Origin of the sequence: Pseudomonas sp. NPDC086278, from assembly GCF_050280905.1 — a bacterium.
GTDB lineage: Bacteria > Pseudomonadota > Gammaproteobacteria > Pseudomonadales > Pseudomonadaceae > Aquipseudomonas.
On the sequence record NZ_JBNNWE010000056.1, the window covers coordinates 22,605 to 39,505 of the forward strand.

General features: G+C 60.9%; 15 protein-coding genes. 4 read left to right on the forward strand and 11 right to left on the reverse strand.

Annotation, left to right across the window (positions count from 1 at the left end; genetic code table 11):
• Positions 1-50 precede the first annotated feature (50 nt).
• Both ACQKP4_RS17960 and ACQKP4_RS17965 read right to left on the reverse strand, forming a co-directional pair.
• Positions 51-1,019 carry an isopenicillin N synthase family dioxygenase gene (locus ACQKP4_RS17960; RefSeq protein ID WP_427634996.1) on the reverse strand — a complete coding sequence of 323 codons (969 nt, stop codon included), beginning with the start codon at positions 1,017-1,019 and terminating at the stop codon, positions 51-53.
• Between the two features lie 144 nt (positions 1,020-1,163).
• Positions 1,164-2,246, reverse strand: a complete 1,083-nt coding sequence (locus ACQKP4_RS17965; RefSeq protein WP_427634997.1) for a BMP family ABC transporter substrate-binding protein — start codon at positions 2,244-2,246, stop codon at positions 1,164-1,166.
• 297 nt (positions 2,247-2,543) lie between these two features.
• On the opposite strand from ACQKP4_RS17965, the gene ACQKP4_RS17970 reads away from it, so the two are divergent.
• Complete coding sequence (locus ACQKP4_RS17970; protein WP_427634998.1) at positions 2,544-3,632, forward strand: calcium:proton antiporter; 1,089 nt, start codon at positions 2,544-2,546, stop codon at positions 3,630-3,632.
• 131 nt (positions 3,633-3,763) lie between these two features.
• Here ACQKP4_RS17970 and ACQKP4_RS17975 read toward each other — a convergent pair whose 3' ends face one another.
• From ACQKP4_RS17975 to ACQKP4_RS17985, 3 genes are all read right to left on the reverse strand, one after another.
• A complete protein-coding gene (locus ACQKP4_RS17975) occupies positions 3,764-5,122 on the reverse strand; it encodes an 8-oxoguanine deaminase (RefSeq protein ID WP_427634999.1) in 1,359 nt (452 codons plus the stop codon).
• Between the two features lie 297 nt (positions 5,123-5,419).
• Positions 5,420-6,109: an SDR family oxidoreductase gene (locus ACQKP4_RS17980; RefSeq protein WP_427635000.1), complete on the reverse strand. Its 690-nt coding sequence runs from the start codon at positions 6,107-6,109 to the stop codon at positions 5,420-5,422.
• A gap of 25 nt (positions 6,110-6,134) precedes the next feature.
• A complete protein-coding gene (locus ACQKP4_RS17985) occupies positions 6,135-6,485 on the reverse strand; it encodes a MerR family transcriptional regulator (protein WP_427635001.1) in 351 nt (116 codons plus the stop codon).
• Positions 6,486-6,567: 82 nt separating this feature from the next.
• On the opposite strand from ACQKP4_RS17985, the gene ACQKP4_RS17990 reads away from it, so the two are divergent.
• Complete coding sequence (locus ACQKP4_RS17990; protein ID WP_427635012.1) at positions 6,568-7,107, forward strand: hypothetical protein; 540 nt, start codon at positions 6,568-6,570, stop codon at positions 7,105-7,107.
• A 56-nt stretch (positions 7,108-7,163) separates the two neighbouring features.
• Here the strand turns inward: ACQKP4_RS17990 and ACQKP4_RS17995 are convergent, their stop codons facing one another.
• The 6 genes from ACQKP4_RS17995 to ACQKP4_RS18020 form a co-directional block, all read right to left on the reverse strand.
• Complete coding sequence (locus tag ACQKP4_RS17995) at positions 7,164-8,090, reverse strand: ABC transporter permease (RefSeq protein ID WP_427635002.1); 927 nt, start codon at positions 8,088-8,090, stop codon at positions 7,164-7,166.
• Positions 8,090-9,196: an ABC transporter permease gene (locus tag ACQKP4_RS18000; RefSeq protein WP_427635003.1), complete on the reverse strand. Its 1,107-nt coding sequence runs from the start codon at positions 9,194-9,196 to the stop codon at positions 8,090-8,092. The genes ACQKP4_RS17995 and ACQKP4_RS18000 overlap by 1 nt, the downstream gene beginning before the upstream one ends.
• A gap of 11 nt (positions 9,197-9,207) precedes the next feature.
• Positions 9,208-10,773 (reverse strand): ABC transporter ATP-binding protein, encoded by a 1,566-nt coding sequence (locus ACQKP4_RS18005; RefSeq protein WP_427635004.1) that lies wholly within the window; start codon positions 10,771-10,773, stop codon positions 9,208-9,210.
• Between the two features lie 533 nt (positions 10,774-11,306).
• Positions 11,307-11,888, reverse strand: a complete 582-nt coding sequence (locus ACQKP4_RS18010) for an IMPACT family protein (protein WP_427635005.1) — start codon at positions 11,886-11,888, stop codon at positions 11,307-11,309.
• A 7-nt stretch (positions 11,889-11,895) separates the two neighbouring features.
• The gene (locus tag ACQKP4_RS18015; protein ID WP_427635006.1) at positions 11,896-12,546 is read right to left on the reverse strand and encodes a TetR/AcrR family transcriptional regulator; all 651 of its coding nucleotides are present in this window, start codon (positions 12,544-12,546) and stop codon (positions 11,896-11,898) included.
• A gap of 146 nt (positions 12,547-12,692) precedes the next feature.
• A complete protein-coding gene (locus tag ACQKP4_RS18020) occupies positions 12,693-13,613 on the reverse strand; it encodes a LysR family transcriptional regulator (protein ID WP_427635007.1) in 921 nt (306 codons plus the stop codon).
• A gap of 139 nt (positions 13,614-13,752) precedes the next feature.
• Between ACQKP4_RS18020 and ACQKP4_RS18025 the strand changes: the two genes are divergently transcribed.
• The gene (locus tag ACQKP4_RS18025; RefSeq protein ID WP_427635008.1) at positions 13,753-15,102 is read left to right on the forward strand and encodes an aspartate aminotransferase family protein; all 1,350 of its coding nucleotides are present in this window, start codon (positions 13,753-13,755) and stop codon (positions 15,100-15,102) included.
• A gap of 64 nt (positions 15,103-15,166) precedes the next feature.
• On the forward strand, positions 15,167-16,660 hold the full coding sequence (locus ACQKP4_RS18030) for a CoA-acylating methylmalonate-semialdehyde dehydrogenase (RefSeq protein ID WP_427635009.1): 1,494 nt from the start codon (positions 15,167-15,169) through the stop codon (positions 16,658-16,660).
• Positions 16,661-16,901: the final 241 nt, after the last annotated feature.

Sequence of the window (16,901 nt, forward strand, 5' to 3'; positions counted from 1 at the left end):
GCATTCTACAGATGCGCGCCGCAACAATTGATAAAACCTGACCAACCGGTTCATCCCACCGCTTCCTGTTCCCGGCGATAGGCGTACGTGTCGGCAAAGCGCGAGAGCAGGAATTCGGCGCAGGTGGTGGCAGGGTATTTCGCCGGGGTCAGTTCATCCTGGCAGCCGGGCAGGCATTCGATGGGGGTGTCGGGGTGCGGCTCGGCGAAGAACGGCATCGAATATCGGTCCACGCCCGACGGGCTGATCACCCGATGCGGCGTCGACAGGTAACGGTCGTTGCTCCAGCGCGCCATCATGTCGCCGAGGTTGACCACGAATGTGCCTTCAATCGGCGGCGCATCGATCCATTCCCCGTGGACGTTGCGCACTTGCAAACCCCCCGCGGCGTCCTGATACAGCAAGGTGATGCAGCCGTAATCGGTGTGCGCGCCGGCGCCTTGCTGGTCCGCGGAACTGGCGGTATGGCGCGGCGGGTAATGAATCATCCGCAGCACGCTGACCGGCTCGTCGAAGCGCTGGTCGAAGAAATCGCGCTCGATGTTCAGCGCCATCGTCATCGCGCGCAGCAGGGTTTGCGCGAGGGCCTGCATGTCAACGTAGTGTTGCTCCATCAGCGCTTTCCAGCCGGGCATGGATGGATGGCGATTGGGGCCGCGCAGTGGTTTCTCTGCCAGCACCTCGGGGTGATCGGCCGGCAAGTGCAGGCCCATGTCGAAGGTTTCTTTCAAATCGCTGGGTTTGCTCGGGTCCAGTTGCTCGGTGGCGATGGCGCCGTAGCCGCGATGGTGGCGGGTTTGAGTGATGTCGATGGTGAGCTTTGCTTCATCCGGCAGGGCGAAGAAACGTTTTGCGTGGTCGAGCACAGCGTCGATGCGCGATGGACTGATCGGATGACCTTTGATGTAGAAAAAGCCCCACTCGCGGCAGGCACGGTCGATTTGCGTGGCGACGGATTGCCAGGCGGTTTGGTCATCGCTGTAGAGCGGGGCGATGTCGATGATCGGGAGCTGGTTCATGCGCAGTCCTTGTAAACGCTGACGATCCATTGTGGGAGCGGGCTTGCTCGCGAAGGCGGTGTGTCATTTAACAAAAATGTTGACTGATACACCGCCTTCGCGAGCAAGCCCGCTCCCACACTGGATTTGTGTTGGGGTGGGGAATTACTTCGGTATGTCGGCCTTCATGCCTTCAACGTAGTAGTTCATCGACGCCAGTTCGGCATTGCTCGCCGTCGCGCCGGCGGCAATTTTTTCTACGCCGGCCTGGTCCTTGATCGGCCCGGTGAACGGGTGGAACGCGCCGCTCTTGATGTCGGCAATGAGCTGCTCGGCTTCGGCTTTCACCGGTGCCGGCACCAGATCGCTGATCGGCAATTCAACCGTGCCTTCCTTCAAGCCGCCCCAGTAATCCTGGGATTTCCACGAGTGATCGAGCACGCTCTGGGTCGCCTGAATGTAGTGCGGCCCCCAGTCGTTGACGATCGACGTCAGCACCGCTTTCGGCCCGAAGTGCGCCATGTCCGAAGCGTAGCCCACCGCATAAACGCCGCGCCGTTCAGCGGCCTGGATCGGCGCCGGGCTGTCGGTGTGCTGGAACACCACGTCCACGCCCTGGTCGATCAGCGCGTTGGCCGCATCGGCTTCCTTGCCTGGGTCGAACCACGAGTTGACCCACACCACCTTGATCTCGGTGCCAGGGTTGTACTTGTTCAGGGCCAGTTGAATGGCGTTGATGTCGCGGATCACTTCCGGGATCGGGAACGAGGCGACGTAGCCGATTTTCTTGGTCTTGGTCATCTTCGCCGCGAGGAAACCGCCGACGTAGCGACCTTCATATGTGCGCGCCAGGTAGGTGCCGAGGTTCTTGTCCTGCTTGTAGCCGGTGGCGTGTTCGAAGGTCACCTTGGGGAATTGCCTGGCGACTTTCAGTGTCGGGTTCATGTAGCCGAAGGACGTGGTGAAGATCAGGTCGTAGTTGTCCTTGGCCATGTTGCGGATCACCCGCTCGGCGTCGGCCCCTTCGGCGACGTTCTCTACGTAGTTGGTGGTGATCTTGTCGCCGAACTGCTCGGCCAGCACCTTGCGCCCCTGTTCATGCTGATACGTCCAGCCGTGGTCCCCGATCGGACCGATATAGACGAAGCCGACTTTCAGCGGGTCGGCGGCACTGGCGGTCAGGCTGGCGCTCAGACCGATAGCCGCGGTGACGGCGCAAAGCAGCTTCTTCAACGGACGTTTATGCATGAACTCGAACTCCATTTTGTTTTGAGGATGTTCGGGTCAATGCAAATTACTGACCAACAGGACAACAATCCATTTGAAACCGTGTCCTGGCCATCGCGAGCAAGCTCGCTCCCACATTGGACCGCGTTCCCCTGTGGGAGCGGGCTTGCTCGCGAAGAGGCCCGCAAGGCCAATAAAAGTGCACGCCCCGGCACGGTTGCCATCCACTGGTGCGCTAAGGTGTAACGAAACGTTAGCGCCGCCCCGCAGTCAGTAGCTCATCGCACTGATTTCGCTCCATCGGTAAAAAGGCCCGCAATGCTCACATTCCTCAAGCAAGAAACGTTTCTGCTGCTGGCCGTCGTCGCTGCCGTCGTTGCCTATCCGTTGGAGCCTTGGATGTTGCACAGCGGCCAACCGGTTGCGCTGGCCGCCGGGCTGGTGCTGATCGCTTTCATCGTGGCGGCGTCCATGCGCGTGGCCCATCACGCCGAACTGCTCGCCGAAAAAGTTGGCGACCCGTACGGCACGATGATCCTGACGTTGGCGGCGGTGCTGGTGGAAGTGGTGATCCTGGCGATCATGATGAGCAACGAAGCCTCGCCGACGCTGGTGCGCGACACGATTTACTCGGCGGTGATGCTCGACATCAACGGCATCCTTGGCCTGGCGGCGCTGATGGGCGGGATCAAGCACGGCGAGCAGTCCTACAACGATGATTCGGCGCGCAGCTACAGCGTGATGATCCTCACCGCCATGGGCGTGTCGATGGTGGTGCCGGAGTTCATTCCCGAGGCCAACTGGAAGGTTTATTCGGGTTTTACCATCGGCGCGATGATGGTGCTTTATGCCTTGTTCCTGCGGATGCAGGTCGGACCGCACAGCTATTTCTTCAGCTACAGCTACCCGGAAAAACGCCGCAAGAAAGTCCCGGAAGAACAAGCCAAACCGGTCAACCTGACGCTGAGCATCGGCACGCTGGTGTTCGGTGTGGTGGTGATCGGCGCCTTGGCCGAAGTGATGTCGAAGACGCTCGATCTGGGCCTTGAAGGCACCGGCGCACCGCCGGTGATTACGGCGATCCTGGTGGCGGCGATCTCGGCGGCACCGGAGATTCTGACCGCGTTGCGTGCGGCATTGGCCAACCGCATGCAGTCAGTGGTCAACATCGCCATGGGCGCGTCGCTGTCGACGGTGATCCTGACCGTGCCGGTGATGGAAGCGATGGCGCTCTACACCGGCCAACCGTTTCAGATGGCGATGACGCCCGTACAGACGGTGATGATCTTCCTGACGCTGATCGTCAGCGCGATCAACCTCAATGACGGGGAAACCAATGCCATCGAAGGCATGACGCACTTTGTGTTGTTTGCGACGTTCATCATGTTGTCGCTGCTCGGTCTCTGACTCCCCCACAAGACCACTGTGGAAACCGAATCAACATGTGGGCTTGCTCGCGAAAGCGGTGTGTCACTCGACATTAATGTTGAATGTCACACCGAATTCGCGAGCAAGCCCCACATTAGATTGCGATCAGCTTAGGTGCCGGCGATCAGCTGCCGCGCCGCCTGGCTGTGATCGGCAATCAACCCCTTCAGATCCAGCCCTTCAACCTGGCCATCAATCACCCGCCACTGGCCGCCGATCATCACCCGATCCGCCCGGTCCGCGCCGCACAGCAGCAACGCCGATACCGGATCATGGCTGCCGGAGAAGCGCAGTTCATCGAGTTTGAACAACGCCAGATCCGCCTGTTTGCCGACCGCCAGTTCACCTATATCGGTACGGCCAAGCAGGCTCGCCGAGCCTTTGGTCGCCCAGCCCAGGACCAGTTCCGGAGTGATCTTCTCCGCGCCATAACGCAGACGCTGGATGTACAGCGCCTGGCGGGTTTCGAGCATCATGTTCGACGCATCGTTGGACGCCGAACCGTCCACGCCCAGGCCGAGCAACGCGCCGGCGGCGGTCAGGTCCAGGGTCGGGCAGATGCCGGACGCTAGGCGCATGTTCGAGCTCGGGCAATGGCAGATGCCGGTGCCGGCCGCGCCGAGGCGGGCGATTTCGTCTGGGTTGAAGTGGATGCCGTGGGCCAGCCAGGTGCGCGGGCCGAGCCAGCCGACGCTGTCCAGGTAGTCCACGGTACGCAGGCCGAAGCGTTGCAGGCAGAAGTCTTCTTCGTCGAGGGTTTCCGCCAGGTGCGTGTGCAGGCGCACGTCGAGTGCGTTCGCCAGTTCGGCGCTGGCGGACATGATTTCCGGGGTCACCGAAAACGGCGAGCACGGCGCCAGGGCGATCTGGATTTGTGCACCGTCGCCACGCTCGTGGTACTCGGCAATCAAGCGTTGGCTGTCGGCCAGAATGACTTCGCCTTCCTGCACGGTTTGCTGCGGCGGCAGCCCGCCGTCCTTCTCGCCGAGGCTCATGGAACCGCGCGTGAGCATGGCGCGCATGCCCAGCTCACGAACGCTGTCGACTTGCACGTCGATTGCGTTTTCCAGGCCTTGCGGGAACAGGTAATGGTGATCGGCGGCGGTGGTGCAGCCGGACAGCAGCAATTCGGCCAAGGCGACTTTGCTGGCGAGCGCGAGTTTTTCCGGGGTGAGGCGAGCCCAGACCGGGTACAGGGTTTTCAGCCACGGGAACAGCGGCTGATTGACCACCGGTGCCCAGGCACGGGTCAGGGTTTGATAGAAATGGTGATGGGTGTTGATCAGGCCCGGCAGGATCACATGCTCGCGGGCATCGAACACCTGTCCACAAGGCGCGGACGGTTGCTGGCCGGCGGCGAGCAGTTCGACGATCACACCGTCTTGCACCACCAGGCCGCCACGGGCATCGAGGCTATTGGCAGTGAAAATGGCAAGGGGATTTTTTAACCAGGTACGGGTCGCGGGCATGGTGGCCGGCTCCTCTGAAAATTGGGTTCAGGGTTGCCAGCTCAGTGTTGCCCTGTCTGCTGATCCAGGTTCGCCGGGGAGGGCGAGGTGCGGAGTTTCAGACAAAACGGCGCTGCCGGCAAGTCCGGCCCGACAGGACGCCGCAAAACCCCATATGGAATGCCCCCCCCAACTGTGGGAGCGGGCTTGCTCGCGAAAGCGGCGTGTCATTCAACATTAATGCCGACTGACACTCCGTCTTCGCGAGCAAGCCCGCTCCCACAGTTGGGGGGGCATTCCGCAGTGGATCTGTGCGGGTTACCAGGGAATGGTTTCACCCTTGTAGTTCACAAAGTGATGCCCGCCCTTGCCGGTAAACGCGTTCACTTGATCGACCAACCCGCGAGTGCTGGTGTCCACATCGAGGTCCGCGCCTTCGCCGCCCATGTCGGTTTTGACCCAGCCCGGATGCAGCGACAGCACGGTGAGTTTCTGCTCGCCCAGTTGCGTGACGAAGCTGTTGGTCATTGAGTTCAACGCCGCTTTACTGGCCTTGTACAGCGCCAGTTCCGGGGCGTCCGGCACGGTGACGCTGCCCAGCCCCGAACTCATGAACGCCAGCACGCCGCTGCCATCGCGAATCTGCCCGACGAAACGCTGCGCCAGGTTGATCGGCGCCACGGCGTTGGTGAAGAACAACTGACCGACTTCGGCCAACGTCGCACCGCCGCCCGGCGTCTGCACGTCCGGCCCCTTGACCCCGGCATTGACGAACAGCAGGTCAAACACTTCGCCCTTGAGCTGTTGGCTCAGCGCGATGACCGCTTGCTGATCATCCATGTCGAGTTTTTCGATCCGCACCTTGCCCAGCGCCTGCAAGGCGTCGACCTTTTGCGGGTTGCGCACGGTGGCGGTGACTTGCCAGCCGTCGGCCAGCAGGGTTTTCACCAGCCCGAGGCCCAGGCCCCGGGAGGCGCCGATGATGAGTGCGGTTTTTGCCTTGGACATGAATGGCTTCCTTGATAAGTGAGGATCACGGATTTAATGGACAGCGTTGCCCGAGCCGTTGTTGCAACTCGTGGCGCAATGCGCCGAGTTCATCCATTCGGGTTTCGATCAGTTTGAGTTTGTCTTGCAGCAATTGCGTGACGGCGCTGTCCGGATCGGGCGATTGCCGTAACGCGGCGACGCTGTTGCCGATTTCGCCGAGGGTGAATCCCAAACGCTGCGCGGTCTTGATGTACAGCACCAGTTGCACCATGTCTGCCGGGTATTCGCGATACCCGTTGGCGCTGCGTTGCGCCGCGATCAAACCGCGTTGCTCGTAAAAACGCAGCGTGTCACGGCTGACGGCGCTGGCCTGGGCTAATTCACCGATGCGCATGTGGGCGTCTCAAGAGGGCTTGACCCTGGAGCATACTCCAGGCTTTAGCCTTGTCGCTCCCGGAATTTATGGAGCAACGCCGATGTGGACTTCAGCGCAGTATCGCCGTGTGGTGCGGGGCAGTGCCTGGTATGACTTGATTGTGACGGCGGCGTTTGTCACGCCTTGGAGTTTTGCTTTGTTACATGGCGCGCTGGCGGGCTTAAGCCAGGCATTGAAGCTGCCGGGTGAGCTGCCGGTGTTCGAGCCGATGCACATGCTGATGGCGAATCTGTTGGGGTCGATTGTGTGCGTGTGGGCGGTGCTGCGGATTCGTGATCCGCAGCAGATTTATGGGCGGTATGACGCGGCAGCTCGGTTTTTGTTTGCGGCTTGGCAGCTGTACGCCCTGGTCCATGGCGCCAGTTCGCTGCTGGTGATTTTTTTGTTCTTTGAATTGGCGTGGGGCCTGGTTCAGGTGTTGCCAGTGCGGACGCCTTCGTCGGAACGCCGCCCGGAGCAAGCCCGCTCCCACAGGGGGCTGTGTAAACCCGCTCCATTGTGGGAGCAGGCCCGGTCCCACAGGGGGCTGTGTGAACCCGGTCCATTGTGGGAGCAGGCCCGGTCCAACAGAGGGCTGTAAACCCGGTTTTATTGTGGGAGCGGGCTTGCTCGCGAAGGGGCCAGCCCCGCTCACCGCTAATGCCCGCCCTGCCACGGCTGCCCCAATGAAACGGGCGCATACAACCGCGTGCGCACCGCATCGCGCGACAACAACACCAATACCACGATGGTCGCGACATACGGCAGCATCGCCAGCAAGCTCGACGGTATCGCCAGCCCCAATCCCTGCGCCACCAGATGCAGGATGCTGGCGAGCCCGAACAGGTACGCCCCCAGCAGCAATCGCCACACCCGCCAACTGGCAAACACCACCAGCGCCAACGCAATCCAGCCACGCCCGGCGCTCATGTTTTCGGCCCACATCGGCGTGTAGGCCAGCGACAAATACGCACCGGCCAAACCCGCCATCGCCCCGCCGAACAACACCGCCAACGTGCGCACGCCCAACACCGGCAAGCCCATCGCACTGGCCGCATCCGGGTTTTCGCCGACCGCTTGAATGATCAACCCGATGCGACTTTTCAGAATCACCCACGTCACCAAAACAAACAGCGCGAACGACAGGTACACCAACAGGTCCTGCGCAAACAGCATCCGACCGATCAGCGGGATTTCACTCAACCAAGGGATCGCCACCGGCTCAAAACCGGCCAGTGGTTTACCGACCCACGCCGCGCCGACAAAGGTCGACAGACCCACGCCGAAAATCGTCAGCGCCAACCCGGTGGCTACTTGATTAGCGTTGAACACCAGGGCCACCAAGGCAAACAACGACGACAACAGCATCCCGGCGAGCATCGCCAGCAACACGCCGAGCCACAAATTGCCGCTGTTCAGCGCGACGATAAAACCGATCACCGCGCCAAACAGCATCATGCCTTCCTGGCCGAGGTTGAGGACGCCGCTCTTCTCGCAGATCAGTTCGCCCAGCGCTACCAGCAGCAACGGCGTGCCGCAACGGACCATGGCGTAGAAAATATTGCTCAGCAGATCGATATCCATCACAGCGCTCCTGCGGTTACGGCGGTGGCGGGCGCGCGGCGGGACCAGCGCAGGTTCAGGCGTGGCCGATAGAGAATCAGCACGTCACAGGCCAACAGAAAAAACAGCATCATTCCCTGGAACAACTGGGTGATGGCTTGCGGCAGGTTCATGCTCATCTGCGCGCTCTCGCCGCCGATGTACAGCAGCGCCATCAACAGGCTGGAAAACAGAATGCCGATGGGGTTGAGCCGCCCGAGAAACGCCACGGTGATCGCCGCGTAGCCGTAACCCGGCGAGACTTGCGGCACCAGTTGGCCGATCGGCCCGGTTACCTCGCACACGCCGGCCAAACCCGCCAGACCGCCGCTGATCAACAGCGCCAGCCAGATCAGGCGCTTCTCGCGAAAGCCGACGAAACCTGCGGCGCGCTTGTCGAGCCCGAGCACTTTGATCTGGAACCCTACGAAGCTTTTTTGCAGCAACACCCACACCGCGACCAACGCGAGCAAGGCGAAATACACCCCGGCGTGCACCCGGCCGTCCTCCATCAACAGCGGCAAGCGGCTGGCATCGCCGAACATCGCCGACTCGGGAAAGTTGAACCCGGCCGGGTCTTTCAACGGCCCATGCACGCAGAACAGCAGCAGGTTCAGCGCGATGTAATTGAGCATGATGCTGGTGAGGATTTCGTTGGCATTGAAGCGCGTGCGCAACCACGCCGTCAGCCCGGCCCACGCCGCGCCGGCGAGGGTGCCCGTCAGCAGGATCAACACCAGCGCCCAGCGACTTTGCATACCGATGATGTTCACCGCCAGCGCACTGCCGGCCAAGGCGCCGAGCAGCAACTGGCCTTCGGCGCCGATGTTCCAGATGCGCGCCTGATACGCCACCGCCAACCCCAATGCACAGAGCAAAATCGGCAACGCTTTGACCAGCAATTCCGAGACGCCATACATGTCGCTGATCGGCGCGATCAGCAAGGTGTGCAACGTCAGCAACGGGTCGTGGCCCAGCGCGATAAACAGCAGCGAACCGCAGCCCAACGTCAACGCGGCGGCCAACAACGGCGAGCACCACAACATCAGGCGCGATTGCTGGCCCCGGGGTTCGAGAGAAAGCAGCATGTGAAACTCCGTTAAACCGTTGCAGGTGCGAGTGGGTGAGGGGCGTCGAACTGGCCGGCCATCCAGCCGCCGACATCGATCAGACGCGTGTCGACGGTGGCCCTGAGCGGTGACAGTCGACCGCTGCACAAGGCGCCGAGGCGGTCGCTGATCTGGAACAGTTCGTCGAGGTCTTCGGAAATCACCAGGATCGCCGCACCGGCATCGCGCAAGGCAATCAGCGCGCGGTGAATGGTCGCGGCGGCGCCGACGTCGACGCCCCAGGTCGGGTGCGCGGCCACCAGCAATTTCGGCTGCTGGAGGATTTCCCGGCCGAGGATGAATTTCTGCAAGTTGCCGCCGGACAGGCTGCGCGCCGGGGTTTGCGCGTTGGGCGTTTTCACCCCGAAGCGGCGGATGATTTCGTCGGCCAACGCCTGAACCTTGCCGCGCTGAATCAAGCCGTGGCTGACCAGCCCTTGTTGAAACGCCGTGAGCAGCGCGTTATCGGCGAGGCTCATTTGCGGCACCGCACCATGGCCAAGCCGTTCGGCCGGGACGAATGCCAAACCCAGTTTGCGCCGTGCATCGGGCCGCAGATCGGCGACGGCTTGGGTGCCAAACCGGATAACCGCGCCGTCACCGCGGCTTAATCGTTGCTCGCCGCTGAGCAACGCCAGCAATTCATCCTGACCATTGCCCGCGACCCCGGCGATACCGACGATTTCGCCACTGCGCACTTGCAGATCGATGTCCTTCAATGAGCAGCCGAACGGGTCCGGGTTGTGCCACGACAAACCGCTCACGCGCAAAAAGGCCTCGCCGCCCACGACCTTCGGGTAGTCGGTGATCAGCTCGGCCGCTTCGCCGACCATCAGCTTCGCCAGCTCCCGATCCGAACATTGCGAAGGCACGCAATGCCCGGCCACCCGACCGCCGCGCAGCACCGTGGCGCTGTGGCACAGCGCGCGCACTTCACCGAGTTTGTGGCTGATAAACAGGATGCTGCAGCCCTCGGCCGCGAGCCGGCGCAGGGTGACGAACAACTCGTCGGCCTCTTGCGGCGTGAGCACCGACGTCGGCTCATCGAGAATCAGCAGCCGAATGTCCTGCATCAGGCAGCGGATGATTTCCACCCGCTGGCGCTCGCCAATCGACAGGCTGTGCACCAGACGCTCGGGTTCCAGCGCCATGCCGTAGCGCCGCGAGACTTCACGAATTTTCGGCTCCAACTGCTTCGGCGTGCCGGCCGACGCGCCCATCGCCAGGGCAATGTTCTGCGCCACGCTCAATGTTTCGAACAGCGAGAAATGCTGGAACACCATGCCGATCCCCAAGCCGCGAGCCTGGGCCGGGTTGCGCATGGTCACGCGCTGGCCCTGCCAGATCAGCTCGCCGGAATCAGCGTGGATAACGCCGTAGATGATCTTCATCAACGTACTTTTGCCCGCGCCGTTTTCGCCGAGCAGCGCGTGGATTTCGCCCGGCGCAATGCTCAGGTCGACGGCATCGTTGGCCAAGCAACCAGGGTAGCGTTTGCTGATTCTGCGCAGTTGCAAGCGAGGCGTTTGATCGGGGATCGGCACAGGGTTGGGCATGACAGGCTCGGGTTGATTGGCGTTATGCCTGTGGATAAAGCAATTTCCTGGCCATTGAGTCAGGAAACACCAAAATCCTTGTGGGCAACGGCATTGCGCGCGTTGCGATGGTCTGCGTCGATATCGAATCAGGCACTACTTCGGGGCGCGGCGCTTGATCAGGCGCCGATTTTGCTCGCCGGCGATTGGTCAAAAAACGAGCAGTTACGCGTAAGCCATGCCCGGCATGGTGCCGCGACGGTCATGAACGGGTTATCCACAGCTTGCTCCACAGTATTTGTGCGCAAGCTCAACACTCGGGCATAAGCACTGAGCTGCTTTCTTCTAAAGGTGATAAACCGCGCTAAGTAATTGTTTTTGATTTGATTTTGAATTTGTTCAAGCAAATTGGACGAAAAGTGAACAAAGCCCGCAAAGCCGCATGACAGAAGGGTTACAGCCGGCTGTGCTCAGGTTATCCACAGCCGGGTGCACAGCAGATGTGGGCAAGTGAGCCGTTTGGAAAATGGCTGCAGTGGACGTTGTTGGTGCGATCAGTGCTGCAACAGAATGCGCCCGCGACTCAGATCGGCGAGTTGCGCTTGCAGTGTTTCGATCTGTTCTTTACCGACCGCCAGTTTCAGCTCTACGCCGTTGGCAGTGAAGGTTTCTTCCACCACCAGACCTGCCGATTCGGCAACGCGTAGTTTTACCAGCGCCAGCTCACCGAAAGCACAGGCGCAACTGAGCGGCACCCGACTGATCAGCTCGACCTTGGGCGCCGCTTGCAGGCACTTGTTGGCGCCGCCGCCATACGCCCGGGCGAGACCGCCGGTGCCGAGTTGAATGCCGCCATACCAGCGAATCACCAACACTGCGACCTGGTCGCAATCCTGCGCTTCAATGGCGGCCAGTATCGGTCGGCCCGCCGTGCCGCCGGGTTCGCCGTCGTCGTTGCTGCGGTATTGATCGCCGAGCTTCCAGGCCCAGCAATTGTGCGTGGCGTTCAGGTCGCTGTGCTGCTCGATGAACACCTGGGCGGCAGCGGGGCTGGCGATGGGGGCCGCGAGGGTGATGAAGCGGCTTTTGCGAATCTCTTCGCGGAACTCGCAAAAGTCGCTGAGGGTAAAAGGCATAGGTGTCTTAGATCGTTGGCGTCAGGCCGCAGCCCTTGAGAATGATGCGGATCAGGTTGTTGCCGGCGTCTTCCATGTCTTGCTTGGTCAGCTTCGTACGGCCGCTGACCCGGCAGATCTGCGTCGCGAAGTCAGCGTAATGCTGGGTGCTGCCCCACAGCAGGAAGATCAGGTTGACCGGGTCGACCGGGTCCATTTTTCCGGCGTCGATCCACGCCTGGAACACCGCCGCCCGGCCCTGGAACCAGGCGCGGTAGTCCTGGTTGAAATACTCGGTCAGGCATTCGCCACCGCTGATCACTTCCATCGCAAAGATCCGCGAGGCTTGTGGCTGGCGACGGGAGAATTCCATCTTGGCGCGGATGTAGCGTGTCAGCGCTTCGGCCGGGTCGTCCTCGGCGGTCAGCGTGTTGAACGTGCTGTCCCACAACTCGATGATGTTGCTGAGCACCGCCACGTACAAACCGAGTTTGTTGGTGAAGTAGTAATGCAGGTTTGCCTTGGGCAACCCGGCATTCAGGGCGATGGTGTTCATGCTCGTGCCTTTGAACCCGTGACGGGCGAACTCGTCTTCGGCGGCTTTGATGATGGTCTCTTCGTTCTTCTGACGAATGCGGCTGGCAGGTTTGCCGCCGTGAGCGGGGACTTCAAAGGTCATAGGCACTTCCGGACGAGTGGGTGGGTGCAACCAGTGCGTTGATAGCGCACCCACAGGTTTGAGACAAGTCCCGGCACGATAAAACCCTTGTACCTGCTTGATCGCCGTGCTTTTGAGCGGCTGCTTGGCAGTGATTACTCGGTTTCCTATCGGGTTGCGGCGAGGCTTTCCAGAAAGCTTTCCAGCACCAGATGGGGGCGACGGCCCTTGCGTGTGACCGATGCGAGGCTCAGGTCATAAAAACGCGCTGTCGGTTTCAGGGCGCGCAGGCGACCCTGCTGGACCCAGAGGCTGGCGTAGTGATCCGGCAGGTAGCCGATGTAGCGCCCGGTGAGGATCAGAAACGCCATGCCTTCGCGGTCGGAAGCGCTGGCGGTGCAATTGAGGGCCTGGTAATGCGCCTGGATTTCCGCCGGCAAACGAAAGGTCGGGGCGATGGCGTCCTGACTGTTGAGGCGTTCGTTGTCCAGTTGTTTGTCGTCGACATAAAACAGCGGGTGGCCAACCGCGCAATACAGCAGCGAACGTTCGCTGTAGAGCGGTTGGTATTCCAGCCCGGACAATGCGCTGGCCTGCGGCACCACGCCGACGTGCAAGCGGCCATCGAGCACGCCTTGTTCGACTTCGTTGGGGGCGATCATGCGGATTTGAATCTGCACGTCCGGCCCGCGCTCTTTCAACTGCGCCAAGGCGTGAGTGATGCGCATGTGGGGCAGGGTGACGAGGTTGTCGGTCAGGCCGATGGTCAACTCGCCGCGCAAATGCTGGTGCAAGCCGTTGACCTCGGTGCGGAAACTTTCCAGCGCACTTAATAGCTGCAATGCCGAATGGTACACCTCGCGCCCTTCTTCGGTCAGGGAAAAACCGGCGCGTCCGCGTTGGCACAGGCGCAATCCAAGGCGTTGTTCCAGATCGCTCATCTGCTGACTGATGGCCGAACGGCCAATGCCGAGCACTGATTCCGCTGCGGAGAACCCGCCGCATTCCACCACGCTGCGAAAAATCCGCAGCAAGCGGATATCAAAGTCGCTGACTTGCGCCAGCGGATCGGGGCGGCGAGTGCTCATGCGTTGGGTGCTCAAAGTTTAGTGAGGGGCAGACTGAAGGTTTGAAAAATTGAATTTCACCGACTTTATCCCCGTGGCAATTTAGCTGCAAGAACGCTTTTCATCTCCACGCCGCTTATTGCCCTGCGAGGTTTTGCCCATGAACTTGCCTGAAAACGCCCCGACTTCCCTGGCCAGCCAGCTCAAACTCGATGCTCACTGGATGCCGTACACCGCCAACCGTAACTTCCAGCGTGACCCACGCCTGATCGTGGCGGCGGAAGGGAGTTGGCTGATCGATGACAAGGGCCGTCGGGTGTATGACTCGCTGTCGGGCCTGTGGACTTGCGGCGCCGGGCACACGCGCAAGGAAATCCAGGAAGCGGTCGCCAAGCAACTTGGCACCCTCGATTACTCGCCGGGCTTCCAGTACGGTCACCCGTTGTCCTTTCAACTGGCCGAGAAAATCACCGACCTGACGCCGGGCAACCTGAACCACGTGTTCTTCACCGACTCGGGCTCCGAGTGCGCGGACACCGCCGTGAAGATGGTCCGCGCTTACTGGCGCCTGAAAGGTCAGGCGACCAAGACCAAAATGATCGGCCGTGCCCGTGGCTATCACGGTGTGAACATCGCCGGCACCAGCCTCGGTGGCGTCAACGGCAACCGCAAGATTTTCGGCCAGGGCTTGATGGACGTCGATCACCTGCCGCACACCTTGCTGGCAAGCAATGCTTACTCGCGTGGCATGCCGAAAGAGGGCGGCATCGCCCTGGCGGATGAGCTGCTCAAACTGATCGAGCTGCACGACGCGTCGAACATCGCCGCCGTGTTCGTCGAGCCAATGGCCGGTTCCGCTGGCGTGCTGGTGCCGCCTGAGGGTTACCTCAAGCGTCTGCGCGACATCTGTGACCAGCACAACATCCTGCTGGTGTTCGACGAAGTGATCACCGGTTTTGGCCGTACCGGCTCGATGTTCGGCGCCGACAGCTTCGGTGTGACCCCGGACCTGATGTGCATCGCCAAGCAAGTCACCAACGGCGCGATCCCGATGGGCGCAGTGATTGCCAGCTCCGAGATCTACCAGACCTTCATGAACCAGGCGACGCCTGAGTACGCGGTGGAATTCCCGCATGGCTACACCTACTCGGCGCACCCGGTAGCGTGCGCTGCCGGCCTGGCGGCACTCGATCTGCTGCAAAAGGAAAACCTGGTGCAGAGCGTGGCCGACGTCGCGCCGCATTTCGAAAATGCGCTGCACGGTTTGAAGGGCTCGAAAAACGTTATCGACATTCGTAACTACGGTTTGGCCGGTGCTATCCAGATTGCCCCGCGTGATGGCGACGCGATTGTGCGTCCGTTCGAAGCGGGCATGGCGCTGTGGAAAGCCGGGTTCTACGTGCGCTTCGGCGGCGACACCCTGCAATTCGGACCAACTTTCAACAGCAAGCCGCAAGACCTTGATCGTCTGTTCGACGCGGTCGGCGAAGTGCTGAACAAGATCGACTGATTTATCCCTCTATATACAGGTGCCCAGTGATGGGCATCTGTGGACAACTTTTCAGGAGCCCCGCATGAGCCTTATCCCGCATTTGATCAACGGCGAACTGGTGACCGACAACGGTCGCACGGTTGACGTGTTCAACCCGTCGACTGGCCAGCCGATCCACAAAGTGCCATTGGCCAGTCGCGAAACCATTCAACAGGCGATCGACGCTGCCAAGGCTGCATTCCCGGCCTGGCGCAACACGCCACCGGCCAAACGCGCGCAGGTGATGTTCCGCTTCAAGCAATTGCTGGAGCAGAACGAAGCGCGCATCGCTCAGTTGATCAGCGAAGAGCACGGCAAGACCCTGGAAGATGCGGCCGGTGAATTGAAGCGCGGGATCGAGAACGTTGAGTTCGCGTGCGCTGCACCGGAAATCCTCAAGGGCGAATACAGCCGTAACGTCGGCCCGAACATTGATGCCTGGTCGGACTTCCAGCCGTTGGGCGTAGTGGCGGGCATCACCCCGTTCAACTTCCCGGCGATGGTGCCGCTGTGGATGTACCCGCTGGCGATCGTCTGCGGTAACTGCTTCATTCTCAAACCGTCCGAGCGTGATCCAAGTTCCACGCTGCTGATCGCGCAGCTGTTGATCGAAGCGGGCCTGCCAAAAGGCGTGATGAGCGTCGTGCACGGCGACAAGACGGCGGTCGATGCGCTGATCGAAGCGCCGGAAGTCAAAGCATTGAGCTTTGTGGGGTCGACGCCGATTGCCGAATACATCTACGCCGAAGGCACCAAGCGCGGTAAACGCGTTCAGGCACTCGGCGGCGCGAAGAACCATGCGGTGCTGATGCCGGATGCGGATCTGGATAACGCTGTCAGCGCACTGATGGGCGCCGCTTATGGTTCTTGCGGTGAGCGTTGCATGGCAATCTCGGTGGCCGTGTGCGTTGGCGATCAGGTGGCGGATGCGCTGGTGGCCAAGTTGGTGCCGCAGATCAAAGCGCTGAAAATTGGTGCTGGCACTTCCTGCGGTCTGGACATGGGGCCGTTGGTCACTGGTCAGGCGCGTGACAAGGTTAGCGGTTATGTCGATGACGGCGTGGCTGCCGGTGCCACGCTGGTGGTTGATGGTCGCGGCCTGAGTGTGGCTGGCCATGAAGAGGGCTTCTTCCTGGGTGGCTGCCTGTTCGATAACGTCACGCCAGAGATGCGCATCTATAAAGAAGAGATCTTTGGGCCGGTGCTGTGCGTCGTTCGGGTGAATAGCCTGGAAGAGGCGATGCAACTGATCAACGATCACGAGTATGGCAACGGCACGTGCATCTTCACCCGGGACGGGGAAGCGGCGCGGTTGTTCTGCGATGAGATTGAAGTCGGCATGGTCGGCGTTAACGTGCCGTTGCCGGTGCCGGTGGCTTATCACAGCTTTGGTGGCTGGAAGCGTTCGCTGTTTGGCGACCTGCATGCCTATGGCCCGGATGGCGTGCGTTTCTACACGCGCCGCAAGGCCATTACCCAGCGCTGGCCGCAGCGTGCGAGCCATGAGGCTTCGCAGTTCGCGTTTCCTAGCTTGTAAGTAGAAAGGCCGATCCGCGAGGATCGGCCTTTTTGCTTTAGGGTGTTTCTGACCTGTGTGACAGAAATATGAAATTAGATGTTGACGGCAGATTCTGGACGTCTATAATTCGCCCCACTTCCGGCGCAGCCGAAACGGAAAACTCTTTGGTAAACAATGAGTTACGCAGTTTTCGACAGTGAGTTGCTTCAGGTCATCGAAGCCGAAAGGGGGTTGAAAAAAGAGGTGTTGACAGCAGCGA

Excerpts from the sequence above, each read along its gene's own strand:
- ACQKP4_RS17985 (WP_427635001.1), bottom strand. The coding sequence starts at position 6,485 with ATGCGCATCGGTGAATTAGCCCAGGCCAGCGCCGTCAGCCGTGACACG.
- ACQKP4_RS17990 (WP_427635012.1), top strand. The coding sequence starts at position 6,568 with ATGTGGACTTCAGCGCAGTATCGCCGTGTGGTGCGGGGCAGTGCCTGG.
- ACQKP4_RS18025 (WP_427635008.1), top strand. The coding sequence starts at position 13,753 with ATGAACTTGCCTGAAAACGCCCCGACTTCCCTGGCCAGCCAGCTCAAA.
- ACQKP4_RS17995 (WP_427635002.1), bottom strand. The coding sequence starts at position 8,090 with ATGGATATCGATCTGCTGAGCAATATTTTCTACGCCATGGTCCGTTGC.
- ACQKP4_RS18020 (WP_427635007.1), bottom strand. The coding sequence starts at position 13,613 with ATGAGCACTCGCCGCCCCGATCCGCTGGCGCAAGTCAGCGACTTTGAT.
- ACQKP4_RS18000 (WP_427635003.1), bottom strand. The coding sequence starts at position 9,196 with ATGCTGCTTTCTCTCGAACCCCGGGGCCAGCAATCGCGCCTGATGTTG.
- ACQKP4_RS18010 (WP_427635005.1), bottom strand. The coding sequence starts at position 11,888 with ATGCCTTTTACCCTCAGCGACTTTTGCGAGTTCCGCGAAGAGATTCGC.
- ACQKP4_RS17965 (WP_427634997.1), bottom strand. The coding sequence starts at position 2,246 with ATGCATAAACGTCCGTTGAAGAAGCTGCTTTGCGCCGTCACCGCGGCT.
- ACQKP4_RS17970 (WP_427634998.1), top strand. The coding sequence starts at position 2,544 with ATGCTCACATTCCTCAAGCAAGAAACGTTTCTGCTGCTGGCCGTCGTC.
- ACQKP4_RS17975 (WP_427634999.1), bottom strand. The coding sequence starts at position 5,122 with ATGCCCGCGACCCGTACCTGGTTAAAAAATCCCCTTGCCATTTTCACT.
- ACQKP4_RS18015 (WP_427635006.1), bottom strand. The coding sequence starts at position 12,546 with ATGACCTTTGAAGTCCCCGCTCACGGCGGCAAACCTGCCAGCCGCATT.
- ACQKP4_RS18030 (WP_427635009.1), top strand. The coding sequence starts at position 15,167 with ATGAGCCTTATCCCGCATTTGATCAACGGCGAACTGGTGACCGACAAC.
- ACQKP4_RS17960 (WP_427634996.1), bottom strand. The coding sequence starts at position 1,019 with ATGAACCAGCTCCCGATCATCGACATCGCCCCGCTCTACAGCGATGAC.
- ACQKP4_RS17980 (WP_427635000.1), bottom strand. The coding sequence starts at position 6,109 with ATGTCCAAGGCAAAAACCGCACTCATCATCGGCGCCTCCCGGGGCCTG.
- ACQKP4_RS18005 (WP_427635004.1), bottom strand. The coding sequence starts at position 10,773 with ATGCCCAACCCTGTGCCGATCCCCGATCAAACGCCTCGCTTGCAACTG.